The sequence below is a fragment of the Curtobacterium sp. 1544 genome (genome assembly GCF_040544915.1).
In the GTDB taxonomy this organism is placed as follows: Bacteria; Actinomycetota; Actinomycetes; order Actinomycetales; family Microbacteriaceae; genus Curtobacterium; species Curtobacterium pusillum_C.
On record NZ_JBEPKX010000010.1, the window covers coordinates 29,242 to 52,460 of the forward strand.

Consider the following 23,219-nt stretch of genomic DNA (forward strand, 5'->3'; position numbering starts at 1 on the left):
GCCCAGCTTGCTCGCTACCAGTCGTGGACGGTTCCGTCGGCCAGCCGGTTGAAGGGCAGGTAGGCCTGCTCGTACGGGTACTTGCCCGCTTCGTCGACGTCGAGCGAGACCCCGAGGCCCGGCTCGTCGCCGGGGTGCAGGTACCCATCGGTGAACGTGAACGTCTGCCGGAACACCTGGTTCGTCTTCGGCCCGTGCTGCATGTACTCCTGGATGCCGAAGTTGTGGATCGCGAGCCCGAGGTGCATCTGCGCCGCGAGGCCCACCGGGGAGATGTCGGTCGGCCCGTGGAACCCGGACTTGATCTGGTACATCGCCGCGTAGTCCATCGTCTTCTTCAGCGGGCTGATGCCGCCCATGTGCGTGACCGCGCCGCGGACGTAGTCGATGAGCTGGTCGCGGATGATGTCCTTGAAGTCCCAGATCGTGTTGAAGACCTCGCCGATCGCGAGCGGCGTGGTGGTGTGCTGGCGGACGAGCTTGAGTGCTTCCTGGTTCTCGGCGGGGGTGCAGTCCTCGAGCCAGAACAGGTCGTACGGCTCGAGCGACTTGCCGAGCTTCGCGGCCTGCAGCGGGGTCATCCGGTGGTGGCCGTCGTGCAGCAGCGGCAGCTCGGGGCCGAACTCGTTGCGGACGGCCTCGAACACGGTCGGCACGTGCCGCAGGTACGCCCGGGTGTCCCAGTCCTCCATCGCCGGGAACGCCCCACGCTGCGCCGGCTCGAAGTCGTACCGGACGCCGTCGTTGCCGACCGTGGTCTTGTTCGACGCGATGCCGTAGATGGACTCGAGGCCCGGCACGCCCGTCTGCACGCGGATCGACCGGTAGCCCTCGGCCTGGTGCTCCCGGATGGAGTCGAACAGCTCCGGCAGTTCCTTGCCCGATGCGTGCCCGTACGCCATCAGCCCGGTGCGGGAGGCCCCGCCGAGCAGCTGGTACACGGGCATCCCCGCGACCTTGCCCTTGATGTCCCAGAGCGCCATGTCGACGGCGGCGATCGCGGCCATCGTGACGGGACCCCGGCGCCAGTACGACGAGCGGTAGAGGAACTGCCACGCGTCCTCGATCCGGCTCGCGTCACGACCGATGAGGAGCGGGACGACGTGTTCGGACAGGTACGCGGCTGCGGCGAGCTCGCGCCCGTTCAGCGTCGCGTCGCCGAGACCCGTGACGCCGTCGACGGTCGTGATCTTCAGCGTGACGAAGTTCCGGTTCGGGCTGGTCACGATGACCTCGGCGCGCTCGATGAGCTGGCCGCGGTCCGTGGACGCCCACGTGTCCGGGCGGCCGGCGGTCGGGTCGCTCGCGGCACCCGTGTCCGCCGCACCCGGCACCGGGGCCGCGGGGTTCGTGGTCGTGTCGGTCATGCGGGGACTCCTTCGTCGGTGCGGGTGGTGGTGCTGGCACGGATGCGGTCGGCGGCGGCCGTCACCGCCGTCACGGTCGCTTCGGTGTCGAGGTCGGGGGCGATGACGCGCAGTACGTCGTGCAGGTCCGAGTCTGCCCCGGGCGCTCCGGCGTCGCTCACGAACTCGGGTTGGTCGGTGACGTGCAGCCACCACGCGGCGATCGCGGTCGCGGCTCCGGGACCGATGCCGGCGGACGGGTCGCGGGCGAGCCGGTGCCGGAGCACGTCGACGACCCGGACGGGGAGCTTCTCGGAGCCTCCCGACGCGATCTGCCGCAGGGTGTGCCGGATGCGGGGGTTCGCGAACCGGTCGACGAGGGCATCGCGAGCTGCGGTGATCTCGGCCGAGGGCAGCGGGAGTTCGAGCGCTGCTTCGTCCCAGAGCTGTTCGACGGCCGCGCGGCAGACCGGGTCGCCCATCGCGGACGCGACGGTCTCGTGCCCGAGCTGCAGGCCGAGGTACGCGAGCAGGGAGTGCGAACCGTTCAGGAGCCAGAGCTTCCGCTGCTCGTACGGGGTGACGTCGTCGACGATGCGGACGCCGGCTGTCTCCCACGACGGCCGGTCGATGCCGTCGAAGGCGTCCTCGAGCACCCACTCCGAGAACGGCTCGGTGACCACGGGCACACGGTCGCCGTCGAGCGCTCCCGGGAGCGCGGCGAGGTCCGCGACGTCGGCCTCGGTCGTGGCGGGGGTGATCCGGTCCACCATCGACGACGGGAAGGAGACGTTCGTCTCGATCCACGAGCGCAGTCCGGCGTCGGTGGTGGCTCCGAGGACGGCGTCGCGCAGGACGCCGCCGTTGTGGGTCAGGTTGTCGAGGCTGATCAGCGCGATCCGGCCGGAGCCGGCGGCACGCCGCGCGTCGAGCCCTGCGACCAGGCGAGCCGGGACGTCGGAACCGGCCCGATAGCCCTGCTCGGTGACCGTCAGCGTGACGATGGTCGTCTCCGGGGACGCGACCGCGTACCTCCAGGCCGTGTCGTCGCTGCCGGGGTGCGCCGCCACGATCGCGTCGACCACGGCGGCGTCGTCACCCGATGCGGCCCGCGTGACGAGCGTGTACCGGCAGCCCTGGGCGACGAGCGCGTCGGCGACGGCCGGCGAACGACCCGTGAAGGCGGTGATGCCCCACTCCCCCGCGTGCTGCGTGTACCAGGCGAGGTGGGCACGCGCGAACGCACCCACCCCGAGGTGGACGATGCCGGGTCGGCGATCGGTCATGCCGACACCGGGACGAGGGACTTGAGGTAGGCGAGGTTGTCGGCGGTCCGGGCCTCGAGCGGGAGGTCGGTGGAGAAGTCCTCGATGGTGACCCAGCCGTCGTAGCCGACCTGGCGTAGGGCGTCGAGGTACTCGGACACCGACGCCTGACCGGTCCGGAGCGGTGCCCACTCGTTCTGCCAGACGGTGCTGCCGTCGGCCCGGGTGTCGCCGGTGTCGACCCAGCGGGCGTTCTTCACGTGGGCGTGCGCGAGGTACGGGCCGAGGAGCTCGAACGCGGCGAGGTGGTCCTCCTGCCCCTCGATCACGAGGTTCCCGAGGTCGTGGATGACCCCGACGTGCGCCGGGTCGAGGCCGTCCACGAGCCGGAGCGCCGCCGACGCCGAGGGCGTGATCGTCATGTGGTGCAGCTCGACGAGGGCCTTCACCCCGAGTTCCGTCGCACGGGAAACCGCCCACTCGAGGTCGGCGCGGGTGCGGTCGAAGATCTGCGCGTAGGTCTCCCCCGTCCGCTCCTTCTCCTGCCGGTACATCGGCATCGAGACGCGGACCTGGCGGGCACCGAGCTCACTCGTCACGCGCAGCATCGTGTCGACGCCGTCGCGGTTCGACGCCTGCTGGTACCCGCCGATGCCGGAGTACTCGAGCCCGGCGGCGTCGGTGATGCGGGCGATCTCACCGACGTTGTCCTCGATGCCGGTGAACTGCCACGTCGAGTTGTTGCCGGCCCAGAACGAGCGGCCGCTCGGCACCTCGGCGCCGTCGGCCGGGCGGTCGTCGACGATGCGCCACTCGATGCCGTCCCAGCCCTGCTCGGCCAGCGTCGAGGCGGCCTGCGACGGGGTCCAGTCGGGGGTGGACGCGGTGAACACGGAGAACTTCATCGGTTGGCTCCTTCTGCTGCGTGTGCGCCGACGACGGGGACGACGTCGTCGTAGGCGCCCTCGATCACGTCTTCGATCCGGACGGGCTTGCCGAGCGTCGCGCTGACGTAGAGGCCGCGGACGGTGGCGAGGGACACGAGGGCTGCGTCGACGGTCACGCCGGGGTCACGACCCTCGCGGATCGCGGCGACGATGTCGGTGTACTGCCGTCCGTGTCCGGCGGCGAAGTGGTCGGGCTCGGCCGGGCCGCCGACGACGTGCTCCGGCGGGACGACCTGGTCCTTCTGGTCGACCGCTCCCTCGACCGCAGAGGCGTTCGAGGTCGTCGAGGCGGACTCGAGCGTCGCGCTGTCGGGTGCGATGTGGAAGTAGGCGAGCCGGTCGTCGTCGACGATCGCGGACCCGTGCGTGCCGTACACGGCGTAGCGGGCGGAGAGGCCCGGGTACGCCGCGGTCGTGCAGTGGATGACCCCGAGCGCCCCGCCGGCGAACCGGACGGTGGCGACGGCGGTGTCCTCGACCTCGATGCGGTCGTGTGCGAGCAGCCCGGTCTGCGCCGAGATCTCCACCGGTCGACCGAGTGCCCAGACGAGCAGGTCGACGGTGTGCACGCCCTGGTTCATCACCGCACCGCCGCCGTCGAGCGCCCAGGTGCCGCGCCAGTCGCCGGAGTCGTAGTAGCCCTGCGACCGGTACCAGGCGACGCTCGCCAGGCCCGAGGTCACGGTGCCGAACCCGCCGTCGTGGGCGGCTGCGGCGACGGCGGCCGAGGCCGGGTCGAAGCGGTGCTGGCTGATGACGCTCGTCACCAGGCCGCGGTCACGGGCAGCAGCGGCCAGCGACGCGATCTGCCGGGCGCGCGGCATGGTGGTGTCGAGCGGCTTCTCGATGACGACGTGCTTGCCCGCGGCCAGGGCGGCCTCGGCGAGCTGCACGTGCATGCCGGACGGCGAGCAGATCGCGACGACGTCGATGTCGGTCTGCGCGATCGCTTCCTCGATGGTCTCGGTGGTGATCGGGCGCGGCACACCCATCGCCTCGATCTCGTCGGCGGCGCTGGTGGCGGCCGCGGGGATCGCGTCGACGAGGGCGACGACCTGCAGGTCCGGGTGGTGGACGGCGACCTTGGCGTGGTGACGTCCGATGACGCCCGCGCCGACGACGGCGAGCTTGAGGGGGGTTGCTTCGGTCATCGCAGGGTGACTCCGATCTGGTCGGTGAGGGTCCGGAAGGCCCGTCCGGCGCGACCGAAGGCCGCGGGACCGGAGAACCCGCCGAGGTTGGTGAAGTCGCTGAGGTGCGGCTCGAGGGACGCGTAGCCGGAGTACCCGGCGTCGCGGAGCGCGGTGAGCGTCTCGAGGAGTTCGCCGTCGCCCTCGCCCGCGGGCACCACGGAGGAGTCGGCGCGGAGGGCGTCCTTGACCTGCAGGTAGTCGACGTACGGAGCGAGCTGCGCCCAGCCGTCGGTGAACGGCTTCACACCGCACTGCACGTAGTTCGCGTTGTCCCACGCCAGGCGGAGCGCCGAGGACCCGACGCTCTCGACGATGTCGAGCACGCGCTCCGGGACGTCGCCGTAGATGTCCTTCTCGTTCTCGTGCAGCAGCGTGACTCCTTCGCGCTCTGCGAGGTCGGCCAGGGCGCGCATCCGCACGAGCACGTCGTCACGGACGGCCTCGGGCGCGCGGCCCTCGAAGTAGAACGAGAAGATCCGGATGTTCGTGGTGCCGAGCGCGTGTGCGGCGGCGATCGCGCGGCCGAGTCGCTCGACCTCGTGCTCGACGGGCTCGTCGACGGCGACCTTGCCGATCGGTGAGGCGATCGCGGAGACGGTCTGCCCGCGTTCCTGGAACAGGCGGTGCAGGCCGGCGCGCTGGTCCTCGGCGAGATCGACGACGTTCACGCCCCAGGCGCTGCGGACCTCGATGGCGCTGGCTCCCAGCGCCTGGAGGACCGCGACCTGGATCGCGGGATCGGCGTCGATCTCGTCGCCGAAACCGGAGAGCTCCCAACTGAGCTGGGTCATTGCATTCCCTTCGTGGTGACCGGAAGACCAGCCTGGCGGCGCGGGGCGGGCTGGCACCGCGCCTCCAGGCAGTCTGTGGAGAGTTCGGCAGACTCCACAGCGCTACTTGACGGAACCGGCGGTGAGACCGCCGACCAGGTAGCGCTGGAAGATCAGGTAGAGGGCGACGACCGGCACGGCGCAGACGATGGACGCGGCCATCATCTGGCCGTAGATCGGGACGGCCCCGCCCTCCTGGGTGGTGCCGAGCACCTGCAGGACCACGGCCACGGTGCGCGTGTTCGGAGTCGTCATGATCGTCGAGAACAGGACGTCGTTCCAGCCGAGCAGGAACGCGAAGATCGCCGACACGACGATGCCCGGCCACGACAGCGGCAGGACGATCTTCGTGAGGATCTTCGTCGATGAGGCGCCGTCGATGCGGGCGGCCTCCTCCAGTTCCTTCGGCAGGCCACGGAGGTACGTGACCATCACCCAGGTCGAGAACGGCAGGGCGAACGTCAGGTACGTGACGAACAGGCCCCAGCGCGTCCCGATGATCTGCACGCCGGTCGCGCTCGCGATGTTCGAGAACACCACGAACACGGGCAGGAGCAGCAGGGTGCCGGGGATGGACTGCAGTGCGAGCAGTCCGCGCAGGAACGTCAGGCGTCCGAGGAACCGGAAGCGGACGAGGACGTAGGCGGTGGACACGGCGAGCGCGGCGCTCGCGACGGCGACGGCACCGGCGGTCAGGATGCTGTTGACCAGCCCGGATCCGAGCGCGACCGTCGACCAGATGTTGACGTAGTTCGACAGGGTGAACTCGGACGGGAAGTACTCGCCGCGGGCGACCGCGACGTCGGAGTTCACCGAGCCGAACAGGATGTAGAGCACCGGGACCGCGATGAACGCGATGATGACGGCGATCACGGTCACGAGCAGCCAGCGCGGCAGGAGCCGGGTGACGTCCGTGTCGTAGGGGCGCTTGTGCCGACGGCCGCGGTCGCCTGCGGTGATGCTCTCGGTCAGCGTCGCCGTGGGGCGGGTCCGCGTGGAGGTGGTGAAGGCGCTCATGCTCGGGCTCCGTCGATGTCGGCGGCAGCGGCCGGGGTCGCTGCGGCGAGGGTGCGCCGGTCGGCACGGCGCTGCTTCCGGTTGGGGCCGGCGTCGTCACCGGTGTCGAGCTTGACGGCCCGGAGGTAGACGAACAGCGGGATGGCGACGATCACGAGCGAGCAGATCGCCATCGCCGCGGACAGGCCGAAGCGGAACGACTGGAAGCTCGCGATGTACGTCAGGACGGGCATCACCTCGACGCTCGACGGCAACGGGATGCCGAAGAGCACGAACGGCAGGGTGAAGTTGTTGATGTTGTGCAGGATCGAGATGATGATCGCGAGCGACAGCGGTCCGCGCAGGTACGGGAAGATGATGTAGCGCAGCTTCGCCCACCAGGTCACCCCGTCGAGGGCGGCGGCCTCGTGCACCTCGTTGTCGACGGCCTGCAGTCCGGCGAGGGAGAGCAGGTAGACGAACGGCCAGCTCGTCCAGATCATCACGCCGGCGAGCGCCCAGTACGACGCCGAGCCGTTCAGCCAGAGCACGTCGGTGTGCAGGATCGAGTTCACGACGCCCTGCGGCTGGAGCATGGTCCGGAAGAACGTGCCGACGACGAACGCCGGGAGCACGTACGGGATGAGGTAGATCGACCGGACGAGTCCGCGGCCGGGGAACCGGTTCTGGGTGGAGATCGCCGCGGCGACCCCGATCGGCACGGTGACCGCGGTGACGAGCACCGACAGCGACACCGAGATCCAGATCGAGTGGAGGAGCGGTGAGTCGGTGAAGGCCTCGGCGAAGTTCTGGAACCCGATGAAGGGGGCGCTGAACCACTGGCGCAGCGTGTACTGGTCGAGGTCGAGCATCGCGATGTACACGCCCACCAGGAGCGGCACGACGATGACGGCGAGCATGAGGACGCCGCCGGGCAGGAGCATCCAGAGCGGACGTTCGCGCTTGTACAGCGGGGTCTTGCCGTGCGGCCGCACCTCGCGGCCGTGCTGCTCGCCCGCACGCGGTGCGGGGGTCTGGACCTGCGTCATCACAGGCCTCCGTTCTTCTGCCGGTCGAGCGTGGACTGGGCGTCCTTCTGGGCGTCCTGCAGACGCTTCCGAAGCTGGTCGTCGGTCACCTCGCCGCTCTTCAGCGACGGGATGGACTGGACGACGACGTCCACGAGCGAGAGCTGGATGTCCGACCAGGCACCGGTGAAGGCGGTCGGCTTCGAGAGCTTCCCGGCGTCGATGATCGGCTTGAGCTGCGGGTTCGCCGCCGCGAGCTGGGCCGCGGCGTCGGTGTTCGTCGGCAGGTTGCCGAAGAGCTTGTAGTACTCGAGCTGGGCCTTCGGCGTGCTGAGCTGCTTGATGAAGTCGAACGACAGGTCCTGCTTCTTCCCGTAGTCGGCCACCACCCAGTTGTCGCCGGAGAGGATGCTCGCGGCCTCGATGCCGTCGGCCGGCCGTTCGTCGGCTCCCGGTGGGACCGTCGGGAGCAGGGCGAACTCGTACTTGCCGTCCACGGGGGTGTTCTTGAACGAGTTGATCGCGGTGGTCGTCGTCATCGGGAAGAACGCGGCCTTCCCCTCGGTGAACTGCGCGAGGGCCTGGGCGTTGTTCCACCCGATCGCGGCCTTGTCGACGACGCCGTCCTTGGTGACCCAGTCGAAGTAGGTGCGGTAGGCGTTCTGGACGGCCTTCGTGTCGATCTCGGCCTTGCCGTCCTTCGACACGATCGTGTTGCCGGCGTTCTGCGCCATGCCCCAGACGAACTTCCATGGGTCGAAGCCGTCCGCGTAGGCGATCGCCATACCGTGCCGGTCACCCGTGGTGGTGGCCTTCGCGTCCGCGGTGAGCTCGTCCCAGGTGGTGGGCATCGAGTCGATCCCAGCGTCGGCGAGCAGGTCCTTGTTCACGGCCATCACGAACGGACGGCTGGCGAACGGGATGCCGATCTGCTTCGAGCTGCTCGGACCCGAGATGCCGAAGGACGCAGGGTCGAACTGGTCCTTGCCGCCGACCGCCTTCCAGTCCTTCGCGTCCATCTCGACGAAGGCGCCGGTGGCGTACGCGGTGGGGGTGAACGTGCTGCCGATGGCGTACACGTCGGGGCCCTGCCCGGAGATGACGCTCGTCTGGATGGCCGTCAACTCCTCCTGCGCGGAGGAGTACGTCTCCCACTGGACCTTCGCCCCGGTGGTGCGCTCGAACTCGGCGGCGACGTCCTGCTGCCACTGCTTGCGTTCCTTGGGGTAGGTGGTGTCCGCGCCCATCATGACGCGGAGGGTGTTCGGGTCGTCGCCGCTGCCGTTCACCACGGCGCACCCCTGCAGGGACAGCGCGGTGAGGGCGACCACGGCCACGGCACCGATCAGGGTGCGTGTCCTGAGTCTTCCTGTGCTCATGCGGGGGTTTCCTCCTCGAGACCTCCACCCGGGAGCGACGCTGCGTCCCGGGTGCCGGGTGGTCGTGCCCCCGGCGTGACACCACTGTTCCCGTCATGGCAACATCCGGCAACCGGTTGCCACTTGTTGCCAGACCGGCCTACGTTCGGCAGCGTGAGCAGCGCAGACACCGACACCGCCCGGCGGGTGACCATCCGCGACATCGCCGACGCGACCGGTGTGGCTCCGTCGACCGTGTCCCGTGCGCTGTCGCTCCCCGACCGGGTCAACCACACCACGCAGCAGCGCATCCAGCAGGCGGCCCGCGAGCTCGGCTACGTCCCGAACTCGCAGGCGCGGGCGCTCACGTCCGGCCGGACCCGAGCGGTCGCCGTCCTGGTCTCCGACATCACGAACCCCTTCTACTTCGACGTCATCCGCGGCACCCAGCACCAGCTCGCCGGTGCCGGGTGGACGCAGCTCCTCGTCGACACCGAGGAGTCCGCCGACGCCGAGATGGCCGCCCTCAGCGCGATCGCCGGGAAGGCCGACGGCGCCGTGCTCACCGCGTCGCGACTCTCCGACGCGCAGATCGCCCGGTTCGCCGAACGCACGCCGCTCGTCGTCGTGAACCGCCGGCCCGCCGGGGTCCCGTCCGTCCTGATCGACACCCCCGGCGGTGTCGAGCAGGCCGTGCAGCACCTGGTGTCGCTCGGACACCGCGACATCCTCTACGTCGCCGGCCCGGACAGCTCGTGGTCGAACGAACGCCGGTGGAAGGCACTCGTGCGCGTCGCCAAGCGGCTCGGCGTGCGGGTCGCCCGCGTCGGTCCGCACGCCCCGTTCGTCGACTCCGGCGCTGCCGCCGCCGACGCCGCCGTGCACGCCGGCGCGACCGCCTGCATCGCCTTCAACGACCTCATCGCGATCGGCATGCTCGCCCGACTCCGGGAGCGCGGCGTCCGCGTCCCCGAGGACATGAGCATCGTCGGCTGCGACGACATCTTCGGCGCCGACTTCTGCAACCCGCCGCTCACCACCATGACGTCGCCGATCGAGCGCGCCGGACGGGTCGCGATCCGCATGCTCCTGGGCCGACTCGGCGCGATCCCCGCCGAGGAGCTGCCCGGTGAGCACATGAGCGGCGCCGTCGCGTTGCCCACCCACCTGACCGTCCGCGAGTCCACCGGCCCCGCGCCCGCCCCGCACCCGTCCTGAAGGAGTCGACGATGACCCAGCTCAGCACCGCCACCCCGCTCGCCCCGCACCCCGACCGGCTCTTCGCCGCCGACCCGGGAGCGCGTGCAGTCGCCCGCACGGTCTACGACGCCGTCAAGGACGCGCCGATCATCTCGCCCCACGGTCACGTCGACGCCTCGCTGATCGCGGACGACCAGCCGTTCGAGGACCCCGCGTCGCTGCTCATCACGCCGGACCACTACGTCCTGCGGCTCCTGCACGCGAACGGTGTCGGACTGGAGGCGCTGGGTCGCGTCGACCTGTCCGGAACCCGTCCGGGCTCGCAGGCTCGCCCGGCGGGGTCGGCGCATCGCTGGCGCGATGCCGCTGAGCCGACCCCGCCAGGCAGGTCCGTCTGGCGGACGCTGGCCGAGCACTGGGACGACTTCCTCGGGACCCCCGTCCGCTACTGGTTCGAGACGGAGCTGCACGACGTCTTCGGGCTGACGGAGCAGCCGTCGGCCGCGAACGCGGACGCCCAGTACGACCACATCGCCGACCTGCTGGCGTCGCCCGCGTTCCGTCCGCGTGCCCTGTTCGACGCCTTCGGCATCGAGGTCCTCGCGACCACCGACGCCCCCACCGCGGACCTCGCCGCGCACGCGCGGCTCGCCGCCGACCCCACCTTCACCGGCCGGGTGGTCCCCACGTTCCGCGCGGACGCCGTCTTCGACCCGTCGGGATCGGACTGGAGGCACGTGGTCGCGTCGATCGGTGAAGCCGCCGGCATCGACACGGGAACCCACGACGGGCTGCTGGCGGCTCTCCGCGCGCGTCGCCAGTACTTCATCCAGCACGGCGCGACGGCCACCGACACCGGGGTCCTCGATGCCGGATCGGCACCGCTGTCGGCGTCGGAGCGCTCGCGGATCCACGAGGCCGCGCTCTCGGGTCCGGAAGGCGTGACCGCCGCGGAGGCCGTCGCGTACCGGCACGACATGCTCTACCGCTGGGCCGAGATGAGCGTCGAGGACGGCCTCGTCATGCAGCTCCACCCCGGGGTGTACCGGAACCACCACGCGCCGACGCTCGAGCGCTTCGGGCCGGACACCGGGCACGACCTGCCCGCCGTCGGGTCCTTCACCGAACCGCTCCGGCCCCTGCTGGAGTCCTTCGGCACCGCGCCCGGCTTCCACCTCGTGCTCTTCACCGTCGACGAGACCGTGTTCTCCCGCGAGATCGGTCCGCTCGCGGGCTTCTACCCCGCCGTGTACGCCGGCGCTCCCTGGTGGTTCATCGACACCCCGGCGGCGATCGGACGGTACCGGGCGGCCATCACCGACTCGGCGTCGTTCACGAAGACCTCGGGGTTCATCGACGACACCCGGGCGTACTGCTCGATCCCGGCGCGGCACGACATGGCCCGACGAGCGGACGCTGCCTACCTGGCATCGCTCGTCGTGACGCACGAGCTCTCCGAGGAGGACGCCGTCCGCACCGCGCGGCGCATCGTGTCGGACATCCCGAAGGCGACGTTCAAGCTCTGAGCGCGTGGGGCGGTGACGCAGTGTGCGAGGTTCCGTGCAGTGTGCGAGGCGATCGTGGCCGCACCGTGCGCGGAACCTCGCACCGTGCGGCTCGGTGTCACGCCAGCGCGGAGTCTGCTCGCCGGAGCAGGTCGAGGGAGCGACGGATCTCCTGCTCGGCTTCGACGGCATCACGGGACCAGCTGCACTCCAGCGAGACCGAGCCGCGGTAACCGCCGTCGTGCACCGCTGCGAGGAAGTCGCGCCACACGTCGTCGCCACCCTCGGCCCCGAGCGGGAGCCGGTCGCGGTCGCTGACGTGCACGTGGCCGACGCGGTCGCCGTTCTCGCGGACGACGTCGAGGGACTCCCCCGCGTTCCGGATGTGGAACAGGTCGGCGACGACGTCGACCCCGTCGATGTCCGCGTCGTCCAGGAACCCGACGGCCTCGGCGAACGAGTTCAGGACGTTGGTCTCCGAACGGCTCAGCGGTTCGAGCACGATGCGCAGGTCGCTCGCCGCCGCGGTGTCCCGGGCCGTTCGGAGCACCTCGGCGAACCGGCGGTGGGCCTCGGCCTCGGGCATGCCGTCGGGTGCCGTCCGGGCGGTCCCCGACCCGAACACGATCTTCGCGCCGGGGTGGGCGACGGAACGGACGATCGGGAGGACGGCGTCGAAGTAGCCCCGGACGGCGGTGGGTTCCGCGGTCAGGAGCGGGAGGTCCCCGGGGACGAGGATGGCGAAGGACGCGAAGCGCTCGCCGTCGTAGACGTCGTTGAGCGCCCAGCCGCCACCGTCACCGCCCGGCCGGGTCGCCAGGTTGCCGGCGATCGTCGGTTCCACGTGGTCGGCCCCCGCACGACGGACGGCCTCGGTCAGCGCTGCTCCGGCGACGACGCCGAATCCGGTGAACGACATGGGATCCATGCAACTCGGAGTACCGCGGTCCGGCAGTCGTTGCCGTTCGTTGCCACGGATCCGATCAGCGCAGCGCGGGATCACGGGCGCCACCCCGGGGTCACGAGGCCGGTCTCGTAGGCGAAGACGACGAGCTGGGCGCGGTCGCGGGCGCCGAGCTTGATCATCGCCCGGGACACGTGGGTCTTCGTCGTCATCGGGCTCACGAACAGCTGCTCGGCGATCTCGGCGTTCGTCATCCCCACCGCGACGAGCTGCATGACCTGGCGCTCACGTTCGGTCAGGACGCCGAGCTCCGGTGCGAGGGACGACGGCTTGGCATGGGTGGCGTACGCCTCGACCAGGGAACGGGTCGCCCGAGGAGAGAGCAGGGACTCCCCCGCGACGACGGTCCGGATCGCCCGGAGGAGTTCGGCCGGCTCGGTGTCCTTCACGAGGAACCCGGCGGCACCACCCCGGATCGCCTCGAACACGTAGTCGTCCTCTTCGAAGGTCGTGAGGATGACGACGTGCACGCCGGCGAGTTCCGGGTCGGCCGAGATCCGCTGCGTCGCCGAGAGACCGTCGGTACCCGGCATCCGGATGTCCATCAGCACGACGTCGGGGTGTTCCCGCCGGGCGACGTCCACCGCGGCGTCGCCGTCGCCTGCCTCACCGACGACGGTCATCCCGCGTTCGGCGTCGACGAGCGCTCGGAGTCCGGCGCGGACGAGCACCTGGTCGTCGACGAGGAGCACGCGGATCGTGTCGGGAGTGGTGGGGTCGTTGGTCATCGGGTGTCCTCCGGTTCGGTGCCGACGACCGGCAGGCGCGCTGCCACCCGCCAGCCGCCGTCGGTCGTCGGCCCGGCGGACAGGGTGCCGTCGACGGCGTTCGCACGTTCGCGCATCCCGATGATCCCGTTGCCGGTCGACGCGAGCGGTTCGGTCGACGGGGTGCCGACCGACTGCGGCTCCACCGGGTGGTCCTCGACGCGGAGGTCGACGACGTCCGGCCCGATCGAGATCGTCACCGCCGCCCGGTGCCCCGGCGCGTGCTTCATCACGTTGGTCACCGACTCCTGCACGATGCGGAACGCGTTCCGGTCGGTGACGCCGTGCACGCCGTCGCTGTCCCCCTCGAGCGTCAGCGTGACATCGACCCCGGCGGCACGCGCGCGCTCCACCAGGTCGGCGACGCGATCGAGGCCCGCGGTCGGCGCGCGTTCGGACCCCATTCCGTCGGCCGCACCCTCGTTCGCCCCGTCGACGGAACGGAGCACGCCGAGGATCGTCCGGAGCTCGACGAGGGCATCGCGGCTCGAGTCGCGGATGCTGGCGAGGGGGGCCCGGGTCTGTTCCGGCAGGTCGGCCCCGAGGTGGAGGGCGACCCCCGCCTGGAGGTTGATGAGCGACATGCTGTGGGCGACCGAGTCGTGCAGTTCCCGGGCGATCCGGACCCGTTCGTCCGTGGCGCGGCGACGGTCAGCCTCGACACGCTGTCGACGGCGTTCAGCGACGCGCTCGAGGCGGACCCGGACGAGCTCGGACACCGCGATCGTCACCGTGACCCACGCGATGCAGAGCAGGACTGCGCTGAGGTCGAGTACCGCCGACCGCCCGAGTTGCACGTCGGCGGTGGGGAGGACGGCGATCGCCAGTCCTGCCGCACCGGCGACCCACCGCCGGTGCCCTCGGAGCCACGCGTTCGCGATCGCCATCGTGAGGGCTGCGACGAACGGACCACGCGGGCTGACGACCAGGGCGTACCCGATCGTGGTGGCGAGTGTGACGACGAGCACGGCGCGCGGCCACCGCCACCGCCACGGGAGCACGACGACGCCGGCCACGAGCAGGGCGATCGCGAGCGGCCCCACGGCCACCGGGTCGACCGCGCCGCCGAAGGCGTGCCGCGCCCACGGCGGACCACCGTTCGACCCGTCGCCGCCGGCTGAGGTCGCGAAGCGGGACGCGACGAGCGTGCCGACGATCTGCAGGAACGCCACGGGCACCACACGCCCGACGCGGGCGAAGCGTCGACGCCCGCCCCAGCGGGAGCCATCGGCGACGGTCGGGGTGCGGTCCATGGCTCGAGCCTAGGGTCGGTGCCCGGCCGCGGCATCGGACGGGAGCACGACCTGTGGACTACTCCCGCGGGAGTAGGCGCCTGGTGAGGAGGACGTGCCCTACGACCGCGGGAGCAGGCGGAAGTGGGCCTCCGTGGCGGACGCGAGCCGTGCCTCCAGACCGGATCCTGGAACGGTCGCGTCAGCGGCACCGAAACCGACCTCAGGAGGTCATCGTGCTCACCAACACCATCGCAGCCACCGCCCCGTACTGGCACGGCGGCGGGTTCCCGTTCTTCGTCTTCCCGGCGTTCTTCTTCTTCGCGTTCCTCGTCGTGTTCGTGGTGTTCGGGCTCCTCCGACGCGGCAGCTGGCGTGCTCGGTCGGACGCCCGGTCCGTGCTCGCTGACCGCTTCGCCCGCGGCGACATCGACGCCGAGGAGTACCGCTCGCGACTCTCCGAGCTCAGCCGGAAGTGACCGACAGCGCCGCGAGGATCGCCGTCACCGTGTCGTCGACCGAGCCGTCGATCGGCACGGCGACGACGGCCTCGTCCGGCTCCGGCCGTTCGAGCGTGGCGAACTGCGAGTCGAGCAGCGACGCCGGCATGTACTCGTGGTGCCGGTGCGACTGCCGCTCCGCGATGAGGTCGTGCGAGCCGTCGAGGTACGCGATGACGAGGCCCGGAGCCGATTCGCGGAGACGGTCGCGGTAGACGCGCTTGAGCGCCGAGTTCGCCATCACGCACCGGCTTCCGGATGCCTCGACGGACGCGATCCGGGCGGCGCAGGCATCGAGCCACGGCCACCGGTCCTCGTCGGTGAGCGGGATGCCCTGACGCATCTTCTCCTTGTTCGCGGCCGGGTGCAGGTCGTCCGCGTCGACGAACACGCTCGGGTCACCACGGTCGGCGAGCGCATCGGCGAGGGCCTGACCGATCGTCGACTTGCCGGAGCCGGAGACCCCCATCACGAGCACGGGCGGGAGGACAACGCTCTCGGTCATCCCTCCACAGTATTGGTCGGGGTGAACAGTCATCCCCAGTTGCCGTAACACCCATGCGATCCCGAGCCGCGGACCGTAGGTTGGTGGCGAACGTCAGGACAAAGGAGACCTTCGTGGCAGACAACAACGGACAGGCGAACATCGGCGTGGTCGGTCTGGCGGTGATGGGGTCGAACCTCGCGCGCAACCTCGCGTCGCGTGAGGGCAACACGGTCGCGGTCTACAACCGCACGTACGCCCGCACCGAGGAGCTGCTGAACGAGCACGCCGACGCCGGGTTCATCGCGTCCGAGTCGATCGACGACTTCGTCGCCTCCCTGTCCAAGCCGCGCACCGCCATCATCATGGTGCAGGCCGGCAAGGGCACTGACGCCGTCATCGAGCAGCTGGCCGAGCGGTTCGAGGAAGGCGACATCATCGTCGACGGCGGCAACGCGAACTTCCACGACACCATCCGGCGTGAGCACGACCTGCGCGAGAAGGGCCTCAACTTCGTCGGGACCGGGATCTCGGGCGGTGAAGAAGGCGCACTGAAGGGCCCGTCGATCATGCCCGGCGGCTCGAAGGAGGCCTGGGAGACCCTCGGCCCGATCCTCAAGTCGATCGCGGCGGTCGCCGAGGGCGAGCCCTGCGTCACCCACATCGGCACCGACGGCGCCGGCCACTTCGTGAAGATGGTGCACAACGGCATCGAGTACGCCGACATGCAGCTCATCGCCGAGTCCTACGACCTGCTCCGTCGCGTCGGTGGGCTCAGTGTCGAGGACCTCGTGAAGGTGTTCGACGAGTGGAACGGCGGCGACCTCGAGTCCTACCTGATCGAGATCACCGTCGAGGTCCTCAAGCAGCAGGACGCCGACACCGGCAAGCCCCTCGTCGACGTCATCCGTGACGAGGCCGGCTCGAAGGGCACCGGAGTCTGGACCGTGCAGAACGCGGTCGGTCTCGGCATCCCCGTCTCCGGCATCGGCGAAGCGGTGTTCGCCCGTGCCGTTTCGTCCAAGCCGACCCAGCGGTCCGCGGTGCAGAAGGCCTTCCCGGACCGCCCCGCCATCGCCGAGGTCCCGGACGGGTTCGCCGACGACGTCCGCGCGGCGCTGTACGCCTCGAAGGTCGTCGCGTACGCGCAGGGCTTCGACCTGATCATCGCCGGGGCCAAGGAGTACGGCTGGGACATCAACCTCGGCAACATCGCGAAGATCTGGCGCGGCGGATGCATCATCCGCGCGCAGTTCCTCAACCGCATCGTCGAGGCGTACGACAAGAACCCGACGCTCGAGTCCCTGCTCGTCGACCCGTACTTCGCGAACGCCGTGCAGGAGGGCGAAGCCGCCTGGCGCCGCATCGTCGGGATCGCCGCAGCGTCGGGGATCCCCGCACCGGGCTTCTCGTCGGCGCTGTCGTACTTCGACTCGCTCGCCTCCGACCGCCTGCCCGCCGCGCTCATCCAGGGGCAGCGCGACTTCTTCGGTGCGCACACCTACCAGCGCATCGACAAGGACGGCACCTTCCACACGCTGTGGTCCGAGGACGACCGCCGCGAGGTCGACCAGGAACCGTCCACCCACTAGACCGCGGCGACAACCGCACCACGGGAAGGCCTCGCCGATCGGCGGGGCCTTCCGCCTTCCCGTCCACGCCGCAGGACGCCGCGCGCCGCGCCGCAAGACGCCCCGCACCGCAGGACGCCGCGTGCCCCGCCGCAAGTCGCTAGGCGACGATGCGCTCCCGCGCCAGGTCGGCGACGAGCCGTTCGAGCCGCGGTCCGCGCCCGAGCATCCGCCGCGAACCCGGCGCCGCCCGGACGAAGAACGTCGCCACCGCCGTGGTGTCGTCGGGTCGGACGTAGTGCATGGCGATCGCCCAGGACCGGCCGTCGCCCTGCACGTCCTCGAGTCCGACGTGCACCATGCGGCTCCACCGGATCACGAGCAGCCGGGTCGCGCGTCGATCCTCGAGTTCCCACAGCGACGCCTCGGTCGCCCCGAACGCCCACGTCACACGGTGGCCGAGCGAGACCTCGGGTCGGATCGTCTCGATCGAGGTACGGAGTTCCGGGGTCGGCGCAGCGGGGACGAGCCACACGGTCGGGTCGATGCGGCGGATGGCGAGTGCGAGGGCCTCGTCCTCGCGGCGGCGTCGGATCGACTGTGCGCGGACGACCGCGACGCCGATGACCACGACGCCGAGTGTGATCGCGACGACCTCGGCGATCCCGAAGTACGTCAGGTCGGCGTCCGGCGTCGTGGCCACGACGATGATCCGGGCGGTGAGGAGCGCGGCCCACACGCCGACGATCACCCAGCGCAGGACCATCAGGCGTCGCGCGGCGGACGTCGGGTGGCGTTCCCGTCGCCGGGCGCGACCGAACCGCGGGACACGGTCGGGACGCCTCAGCACACCCTGATCCTCGCACGCCCCGCTCGGTACCGGCTGGCCCGGCCCGGTGAACGGGCGCCGAACCACGCCCGGCCGCGTGAACGAGCGCCGAACCACGCCCGGCCCCGTGAACGGGCGGGGACACGCGCAACTGTCAGCCCACGCGCGGCAGCCGCGACCTACGCTCGGCCCGTGACCACTGACGTCGAGACCGTAGTCGAGACCGCACCCCGAACCGTCCGTCGACCGGTGTTGCTCGCGGCGGGCACCGGTCTCGTCGCCGCCGCTGCGTTCTTCGCCGCCGCCGAGCTCGGCGCGCTCGTGCTGGGCGGCGCCGGCAGTCCGCTCGTGGCCGTCGGCTCGGCCGTCATCGACCTCGCCCCTCGCGGTGCGAAGGACCTCATGGTCGCCCTGTTCGGGACCGGCGACAAGGTGGCGTTGTTCGTCCTGATGGCGGTCCTCGTCGCCGTGATCAGCGCCTGCGCCGGCGTCCTCGAGCGGGCGCGGCCGCCGTTCGGAGCGCTCGTGTTCGCGGTCGGCGGGGTCCTGTCACTCGTGGCCGTCAGCACCCGCTCCGGCAGCGGGACGTGGGACGGCGCACCGTCGGTGCTCGGCGTGGCCGCGGCGATCATCGTGCTGCGGCTCCTCGCGGTCCGGCTCCGCCGCTGGGAGGCAGCGGCCGCCGTGCCGTCCGCCGCACCGCGGCCGGCGTCGACCGAGCGTCGCGCGTTCCTGGTCTGGGGCGTCACCGCGGCGACCCTCGCGGTCGTGGTGGGCACCGCCTCCAGGCTGGGGACCTCGGCCATGCAGGCAGCCGCGGCCGCCCGTCGGGCCATCCGACTGCCGGAGCCCGCGACCACGGCGCCTGCCGTCCCCGCCGGGGCGTCGCTCGACGTCGCCGGCATCACCCCGTACGTGACCCCGAACGCCGACTTCTACCGGATCGACACCGCGCTGCGCGTGCCGTCGGTCGACACCGCGGACTGGCGGTTGCGGATCCACGGCGCCGTCGACCACGAGGTCGAGCTCAGGTGGGACGACCTCCTCGCCCTGCCGCTCGAGGAGCACCTCGCCACCCTGAGCTGTGTCTCCAACGAGGTCGGCGGGGACCTCATCGGCAACGCGCTGTGGCTCGGCTACCCGATCCGGCACCTGCTCGAACGCGCCGGGCCACACTCGGGAGCAGACATGGTGCTGTCCCGCAGCGTCGACGGCTTCACCGCCGGGACACCCCTCGACGTGCTGCAGGACGACGGGACCGCGGCACTGCTGGCGGTCGGCATGAACGGTGAGCCGCTGCCGCCGGAGCACGGTTTCCCGGTCCGGATGGTCGTCCCCGGGCTGTTCGGCTACGTGTCCGCCACGAAGTGGGTCACCGAACTCGAGGTCACCCGCTTCGCCGACGCGCAGGGCTACTGGACGCCCCGCGGCTGGTCGGAGCGCGGCCCCGTCAAGCTCGAATCGCGCATCGACACGCCCCGCTCCGGGTCCATGGTCGACGCCGGGTCGACCGTCGCCATCGCGGGCGTCGCCTGGCAGCCGCACACCGGGGTCAAGGCCGTGCAGGTCCGGGTCGGCGACGGCGCGTGGCAGGAGGCCACGCTCGCGGACTCCGTGTCCGCCGACACGTGGCGGCAGTGGGTGTACCGGTGGACGCCGACGAAGGGGTCGCACCGCATCCAGGTGCGTGCCGTGAGCGCGGACGGCGAGGTGCAGACGAGCGTCGAGCGGCCGCCGGCACCGAACGGCGCCTCGGGATGGCACAGCGTCGAGGTGCGCGCGGCCTGACGGTCGACGGTCAACGGCCTGGAGGCGCGGCTCGGCTCGGGCGACCCCGTCGCGTCCTCGAGACAGCGCGTCCACTGCGACACACCGCCGGATCCGGCGGCGTCGCGTCCGGCGGGTGGCGTCTCGCGTGCCGGGCCCCGCCTCGCGCGTTCTGCTCTGCCTCAGCCGGGGCGGGCCGCCACGACGCAGGTGCCGTCGACGGCGTCGTCGGACTCGACGGACGCACGGAACCCGGCGTCGGCGAACAGGGCGCAGGACACCGCCGCCTGTGCATCCGACACCTCGATGACGACCGATCCGCCCGGGCGGAGCCACTCCCCTGCCCCCGCAGCGATCCGCCGGTGCAGGTCGAGCCCGTCCGCACCGCCGTCGAGCGCGACGCGGTGCTCGTGCTCGCGGGCCTCCGACGGCATCATCGGGATCGACCCGGTGGGCACGTACGGGGCGTTCACGGCGATGACGTCCACGGCGCCGCGGAACCGGTCAGGCAACGGCGCGAAGAGGTCCCCCACGACGACGATGCCCCGGTCGCCGATGTTCTCCGCGGCGACGTCCACCGCATCGGGGTCGATGTCCGCCGCCACGAGGTCGAGCGCTCCGACGCGTCCGAGCAGCGCCACCGAGATCGCCCCGGCACCGCAACACAGGTCGACGACCCGGTCGTAGCGCTGCAGACGACGCGCGGCGTGCTCCACCACGACGGTCGTGCGGGCACGAGGAACGAACACCCCCGGTGTCACGCGGATGCGGTGCCCGTCGAACGCGGCCCAACCGAGGACGTACTCGAGCGGCTCACCACCGAGCCGCCGCTGCACCACCGAACGGAGGCGAACAGGGTCGCCGTCGCCGGCCTCGAGCAGGAGGTCGGCTTCGTCCTCGGCGAAGACGCTGCCCGCGGCCCGGAGTCGGGCCGCGAGCGCGTCACGCGCGGGTGCGGTCAAGCAGCACCGTCGAACATCGAGGTGACCGACCCGTCGTCGAAGACCTCGTGGATGGCGCGCGCGATGAGCGGAGCGATCGGCAGGACCTCGAGCCGGTCCCAGCGCTTCTCCTCCGGCAGGGGCAGTGTGTCCGTGACGACCACCCGGTCGATGAACTCGCTCTGCAGCAGTTCCGTCGCCGGGTCCGAGAACACCGCGTGGGTCGCCGCGACGACGACACCGGTGGCACCGGCGGCCTTGAGCGCCTCGGCGGCCTTGGCGATCGTGCGACCGGTGTCGATGAGGTCGTCGACGAGCAGGCACACGCGGCCGGAGACGTCACCGACGATCTCGTGCACGGAGACCTGGTTCGGGACCAGCGGGTCGCGGCGCTTGTGGATGATCGCGAGCGGCGCGCCGAGCTTCTCGGACCAGATGTCGGCGACCCGGACGCGACCCATGTCCGGCGAGACGACGGTGAGCGTCGACGGGTCGAGGATCTCCTGGAAGCGCTGGAGCAGGACGGGCATCGCGAACAGGTGGTCGACGGGGCCGTCGAAGAAGCCCTGGATCTGCGCGGCGTGCAGGTCGACGCTCATGATCCGGTGGGCGCCCGCGGCCTTGAACAGGTCGGCGACGAGCCGGGCCGAGATCGGTTCACGCCCGCGGCCCTTCTTGTCCTGCCGGGCGTAGGGGTAGAACGGCGCCACCACGGTGATGCGCTTCGCCGAGGCGCGCTTCAGCGCGTCGACGATGATGAGCTGCTCCATGAGCCACTCGTTGATCGGCGCGGTGTGCGACTGGATGACGAAGGCGTCGCAGCCGCGGACCGACTCGTCGAACCGGGCGTAGAGCTCCCCGTTCGCGAAGGTCCGGGCATCGGTCGGGACGAGCTCGACACCGAGTTCTTCGGCGATCTCGGCCGAGAGCGCCGGGTGTGCTCGTCCTGAGACGAGGACGAGTCGTTTCTGGCCGGTCGTTTTGATTCCGGACAAGTGCGGTGCTCACTCCCTGACCCCGCGGGGCCGTGTCGATCGGCCCGAGAGCCGTCAGATCTGTTCGCCGTTCGCGCGCCGAGCCGCCTCGGCCGCCGGCGTGCCGGGTCGGTGTTCCTCGACCCATCCGTCGGTGTTGCGCTGTGGGGCGTAGCTGATGGCCAGCGAACCGGCCGGTACGTCCTTGCGGACGGTCGTACCCGCGCCGGTGTACGCCCCGTCGCCAATCCTAACCGGGGCGACGAACACGTTGTGCGAGCCTGTACGGACGTTCGACCCGACCTCGGTCCGGTGCTTGTGCACGCCGTCGTAGTTCGCGGTGATGGTGTTCGCGCCGATGTTCGAGTCCTCGCCCACCTCGGCATCGCCGATATACGACAGGTGCGGCACCTTGCTGCCCCGGCCGATCATGGCGTTCTTCGTCTCGACGAACGTCCCGATCTTGCCCTGGTCGCCGAGGATCGTGCCCGGGCGGAGGTACGCGAACGGCCCCACCGAGGCCCCGTCGCCGATGACCGCCAGGGTCGCGTCGACGCGGTTGACGACCGCACCGGCACCGACCTCGGTGTCGCGGAGGGTGGTGTCCGGGCCGACGACCGCCCCGGCGGCGATCGCGGTCGCGCCCACGAGCTGCGTACCCGGGAGGATCTCGGCGTCGGGCTCGATCGACACGTCGAGGTCGATCCACGTGGTCGCCGGGTCCTGCACGGTGACCCCGGCGAGCTGGTGACGGCGGACGATGCGCTCGTTGAGCACCCGGGCGGCGTCGGACAACTGCGCGCGGTCGTTGATGCCGGCGACGAGCCACGGGTCGGTGAGGGTGACGACGTCGATCCGGCCGCCCCGCTCGCCGATGAGTGCCGGTGCGTCGGTGATGTACTTCTCGCCCTGCGCGTTCGCGGTGGTCAGCGACGGCAGCACCGCACGGAGGTGGGTGACGTCGAACGCGTAGATGCCGGCGTTCGCCTCGGTGATGGTCAGCTGCTCGGCTGACGCGTCCTTGTGCTCGACGACCCCGACGAACGCCCCGTCGGCGCCGCGGACGATGCGGCCGAGCCCGGTCGGGTCCGGAGCGATGGCGCTGACGAACGTCGCACCGTTGCGGCCGTCGACGTGGGCGTCCACGAGTGACCGGAGGGACGGCGCGTCGAGCAGCGGCACGTCGCCCGACAGCACCACGACGGCGCCGTCGAAGTCCGCGGGCAGCGCCTGCACGGCGACCTCGACCGCACGCCCGGTGCCGGGCACGTCGTCCTGGTCGACGACGATCGCGTCCGGGGCGCGCTCGACGACCTCGGCCGCGACCCGGTCACGCTCGTGCCGCACGACGACGGCGACGTGCTCGGGCTCGAGGGACGACGCCGTCCGGAGCACGTGTGCGATGAGCGGGAGGCCCGCGAGACGGTGCAGCACCTTCGGGGTGGACGACTTCATGCGCGTGCCCTGCCCCGCGGCGAGGACGACGACGGCGATCCGCTGGTCGGTCATGCCACCATCCTGG

At 71.1% G+C, this 23,219-nt stretch carries 21 protein-coding genes; 5 read left to right on the plus strand and 16 right to left on the minus strand.

The features are described 5' to 3' along the window. Window positions 1-14: 14 nt before the first annotated feature. The 8 genes from manD to ABIC61_RS08140 all read right to left on the minus strand — a co-directional run bounded on the left by manD (window position 15) and on the right by ABIC61_RS08140 (window position 8,984). Window positions 15-1,367 carry a D-mannonate dehydratase ManD gene (gene manD, locus ABIC61_RS08105; RefSeq protein WP_260852746.1) on the minus strand — a complete coding sequence of 451 codons (1,353 nt, stop codon included), beginning with the start codon at window positions 1,365-1,367 and terminating at the stop codon, window positions 15-17. Continuing rightward, entirely contained in the window at window positions 1,364-2,632 is a 1,269-nt protein-coding gene (locus ABIC61_RS08110; RefSeq protein ID WP_354029501.1) for a mannitol dehydrogenase family protein, read from the minus strand. The genes manD and ABIC61_RS08110 overlap by 4 nt, the downstream gene beginning before the upstream one ends. Further along, entirely contained in the window at window positions 2,629-3,516 is an 888-nt protein-coding gene (locus ABIC61_RS08115; RefSeq protein WP_354029502.1) for a sugar phosphate isomerase/epimerase family protein, read from the minus strand. The genes ABIC61_RS08110 and ABIC61_RS08115 overlap by 4 nt, the downstream gene beginning before the upstream one ends. Further along, window positions 3,513-4,709, minus strand: a complete 1,197-nt coding sequence (locus tag ABIC61_RS08120) for a Gfo/Idh/MocA family oxidoreductase (RefSeq protein ID WP_354029503.1) — start codon at window positions 4,707-4,709, stop codon at window positions 3,513-3,515. The genes ABIC61_RS08115 and ABIC61_RS08120 overlap by 4 nt, the downstream gene beginning before the upstream one ends. Next, a complete protein-coding gene (locus ABIC61_RS08125; protein ID WP_354029504.1) occupies window positions 4,706-5,542 on the minus strand; it encodes a sugar phosphate isomerase/epimerase family protein in 837 nt (278 codons plus the stop codon). Before ABIC61_RS08125 ends, ABIC61_RS08120 begins: the two co-directional genes overlap by 4 nt. Before the next feature lie 102 nt (window positions 5,543-5,644). Beyond that, on the minus strand, window positions 5,645-6,598 hold the full coding sequence (locus tag ABIC61_RS08130) for a carbohydrate ABC transporter permease (RefSeq protein ID WP_079238347.1): 954 nt from the start codon (window positions 6,596-6,598) through the stop codon (window positions 5,645-5,647). After that, complete coding sequence (locus ABIC61_RS08135) at window positions 6,595-7,626, minus strand: carbohydrate ABC transporter permease (protein ID WP_144755639.1); 1,032 nt, start codon at window positions 7,624-7,626, stop codon at window positions 6,595-6,597. The genes ABIC61_RS08130 and ABIC61_RS08135 overlap by 4 nt, the downstream gene beginning before the upstream one ends. Next, window positions 7,626-8,984, minus strand: a complete 1,359-nt coding sequence (locus ABIC61_RS08140; RefSeq protein WP_354029505.1) for an ABC transporter substrate-binding protein — start codon at window positions 8,982-8,984, stop codon at window positions 7,626-7,628. Before ABIC61_RS08140 ends, ABIC61_RS08135 begins: the two co-directional genes overlap by 1 nt. A 153-nt stretch (window positions 8,985-9,137) precedes the next feature. On the opposite strand from ABIC61_RS08140, the gene ABIC61_RS08145 reads away from it, so the two are divergent. Both ABIC61_RS08145 and uxaC read left to right on the plus strand, forming a co-directional pair. Next, the gene (locus tag ABIC61_RS08145; protein WP_354029506.1) at window positions 9,138-10,181 is read left to right on the plus strand and encodes a LacI family DNA-binding transcriptional regulator; all 1,044 of its coding nucleotides are present in this window, start codon (window positions 9,138-9,140) and stop codon (window positions 10,179-10,181) included. A gap of 11 nt (window positions 10,182-10,192) precedes the next feature. Then, a complete protein-coding gene (gene uxaC, locus ABIC61_RS08150) occupies window positions 10,193-11,689 on the plus strand; it encodes a glucuronate isomerase (protein ID WP_354029507.1) in 1,497 nt (498 codons plus the stop codon). A gap of 97 nt (window positions 11,690-11,786) precedes the next feature. On the opposite strand, the gene ABIC61_RS08155 is transcribed toward uxaC, so the two are convergent. From ABIC61_RS08155 to ABIC61_RS08165, 3 genes are all read right to left on the minus strand, one after another. After that, complete coding sequence (locus ABIC61_RS08155) at window positions 11,787-12,587, minus strand: sugar phosphate isomerase/epimerase family protein (protein WP_354029508.1); 801 nt, start codon at window positions 12,585-12,587, stop codon at window positions 11,787-11,789. An 80-nt stretch (window positions 12,588-12,667) separates the two neighbouring features. Next, window positions 12,668-13,360, minus strand: coding sequence for a response regulator transcription factor (locus ABIC61_RS08160; RefSeq protein WP_354029509.1), 693 nt, complete (start codon window positions 13,358-13,360; stop codon window positions 12,668-12,670). Continuing rightward, on the minus strand, window positions 13,357-14,652 hold the full coding sequence (locus tag ABIC61_RS08165) for a sensor histidine kinase (protein WP_354029510.1): 1,296 nt from the start codon (window positions 14,650-14,652) through the stop codon (window positions 13,357-13,359). Before ABIC61_RS08165 ends, ABIC61_RS08160 begins: the two co-directional genes overlap by 4 nt. A 215-nt stretch (window positions 14,653-14,867) precedes the next feature. Here ABIC61_RS08165 and ABIC61_RS08170 point away from each other — a divergent pair, with 215 nt between their 5' ends. Beyond that, the gene (locus ABIC61_RS08170; RefSeq protein ID WP_354029511.1) at window positions 14,868-15,110 is read left to right on the plus strand and encodes an SHOCT domain-containing protein; all 243 of its coding nucleotides are present in this window, start codon (window positions 14,868-14,870) and stop codon (window positions 15,108-15,110) included. Here ABIC61_RS08170 and ABIC61_RS08175 read toward each other — a convergent pair. After that, window positions 15,097-15,636, minus strand: a complete 540-nt coding sequence (locus tag ABIC61_RS08175) for a gluconokinase (protein WP_354029512.1) — start codon at window positions 15,634-15,636, stop codon at window positions 15,097-15,099. The genes ABIC61_RS08170 and ABIC61_RS08175 overlap by 14 nt on opposite strands. A gap of 113 nt (window positions 15,637-15,749) precedes the next feature. Here ABIC61_RS08175 and gnd point away from each other — a divergent pair, with 113 nt between their 5' ends. Then, entirely contained in the window at window positions 15,750-17,207 is a 1,458-nt protein-coding gene (gene gnd, locus ABIC61_RS08180; RefSeq protein WP_354029513.1) for an NADP-dependent phosphogluconate dehydrogenase, read from the plus strand. Window positions 17,208-17,346: 139 nt separating this feature from the next. Here gnd and ABIC61_RS08185 read toward each other — a convergent pair whose 3' ends face one another. Beyond that, window positions 17,347-18,036, minus strand: a complete 690-nt coding sequence (locus ABIC61_RS08185) for a hypothetical protein (RefSeq protein ID WP_354029514.1) — start codon at window positions 18,034-18,036, stop codon at window positions 17,347-17,349. A gap of 171 nt (window positions 18,037-18,207) precedes the next feature. Between ABIC61_RS08185 and ABIC61_RS08190 the strand changes: the two genes are divergently transcribed. Continuing rightward, window positions 18,208-19,803, plus strand: a complete 1,596-nt coding sequence (locus ABIC61_RS08190) for a molybdopterin-dependent oxidoreductase (protein WP_354029515.1) — start codon at window positions 18,208-18,210, stop codon at window positions 19,801-19,803. A 161-nt stretch (window positions 19,804-19,964) separates the two neighbouring features. Here ABIC61_RS08190 and ABIC61_RS08195 read toward each other — a convergent pair whose 3' ends face one another. The 3 genes from ABIC61_RS08195 to glmU are packed head-to-tail and all read right to left on the minus strand — an operon-like array spanning window position 19,965 to window position 23,206. Beyond that, window positions 19,965-20,744, minus strand: a complete 780-nt coding sequence (locus ABIC61_RS08195; protein WP_354029516.1) for a putative protein N(5)-glutamine methyltransferase — start codon at window positions 20,742-20,744, stop codon at window positions 19,965-19,967. After that, entirely contained in the window at window positions 20,741-21,718 is a 978-nt protein-coding gene (locus ABIC61_RS08200) for a ribose-phosphate diphosphokinase (RefSeq protein WP_144755684.1), read from the minus strand. Before ABIC61_RS08200 ends, ABIC61_RS08195 begins: the two co-directional genes overlap by 4 nt. Before the next feature lie 54 nt (window positions 21,719-21,772). After that, a complete protein-coding gene (glmU, locus tag ABIC61_RS08205; protein ID WP_354029517.1) occupies window positions 21,773-23,206 on the minus strand; it encodes a bifunctional UDP-N-acetylglucosamine diphosphorylase/glucosamine-1-phosphate N-acetyltransferase GlmU in 1,434 nt (477 codons plus the stop codon). Window positions 23,207-23,219: the final 13 nt, after the last annotated feature.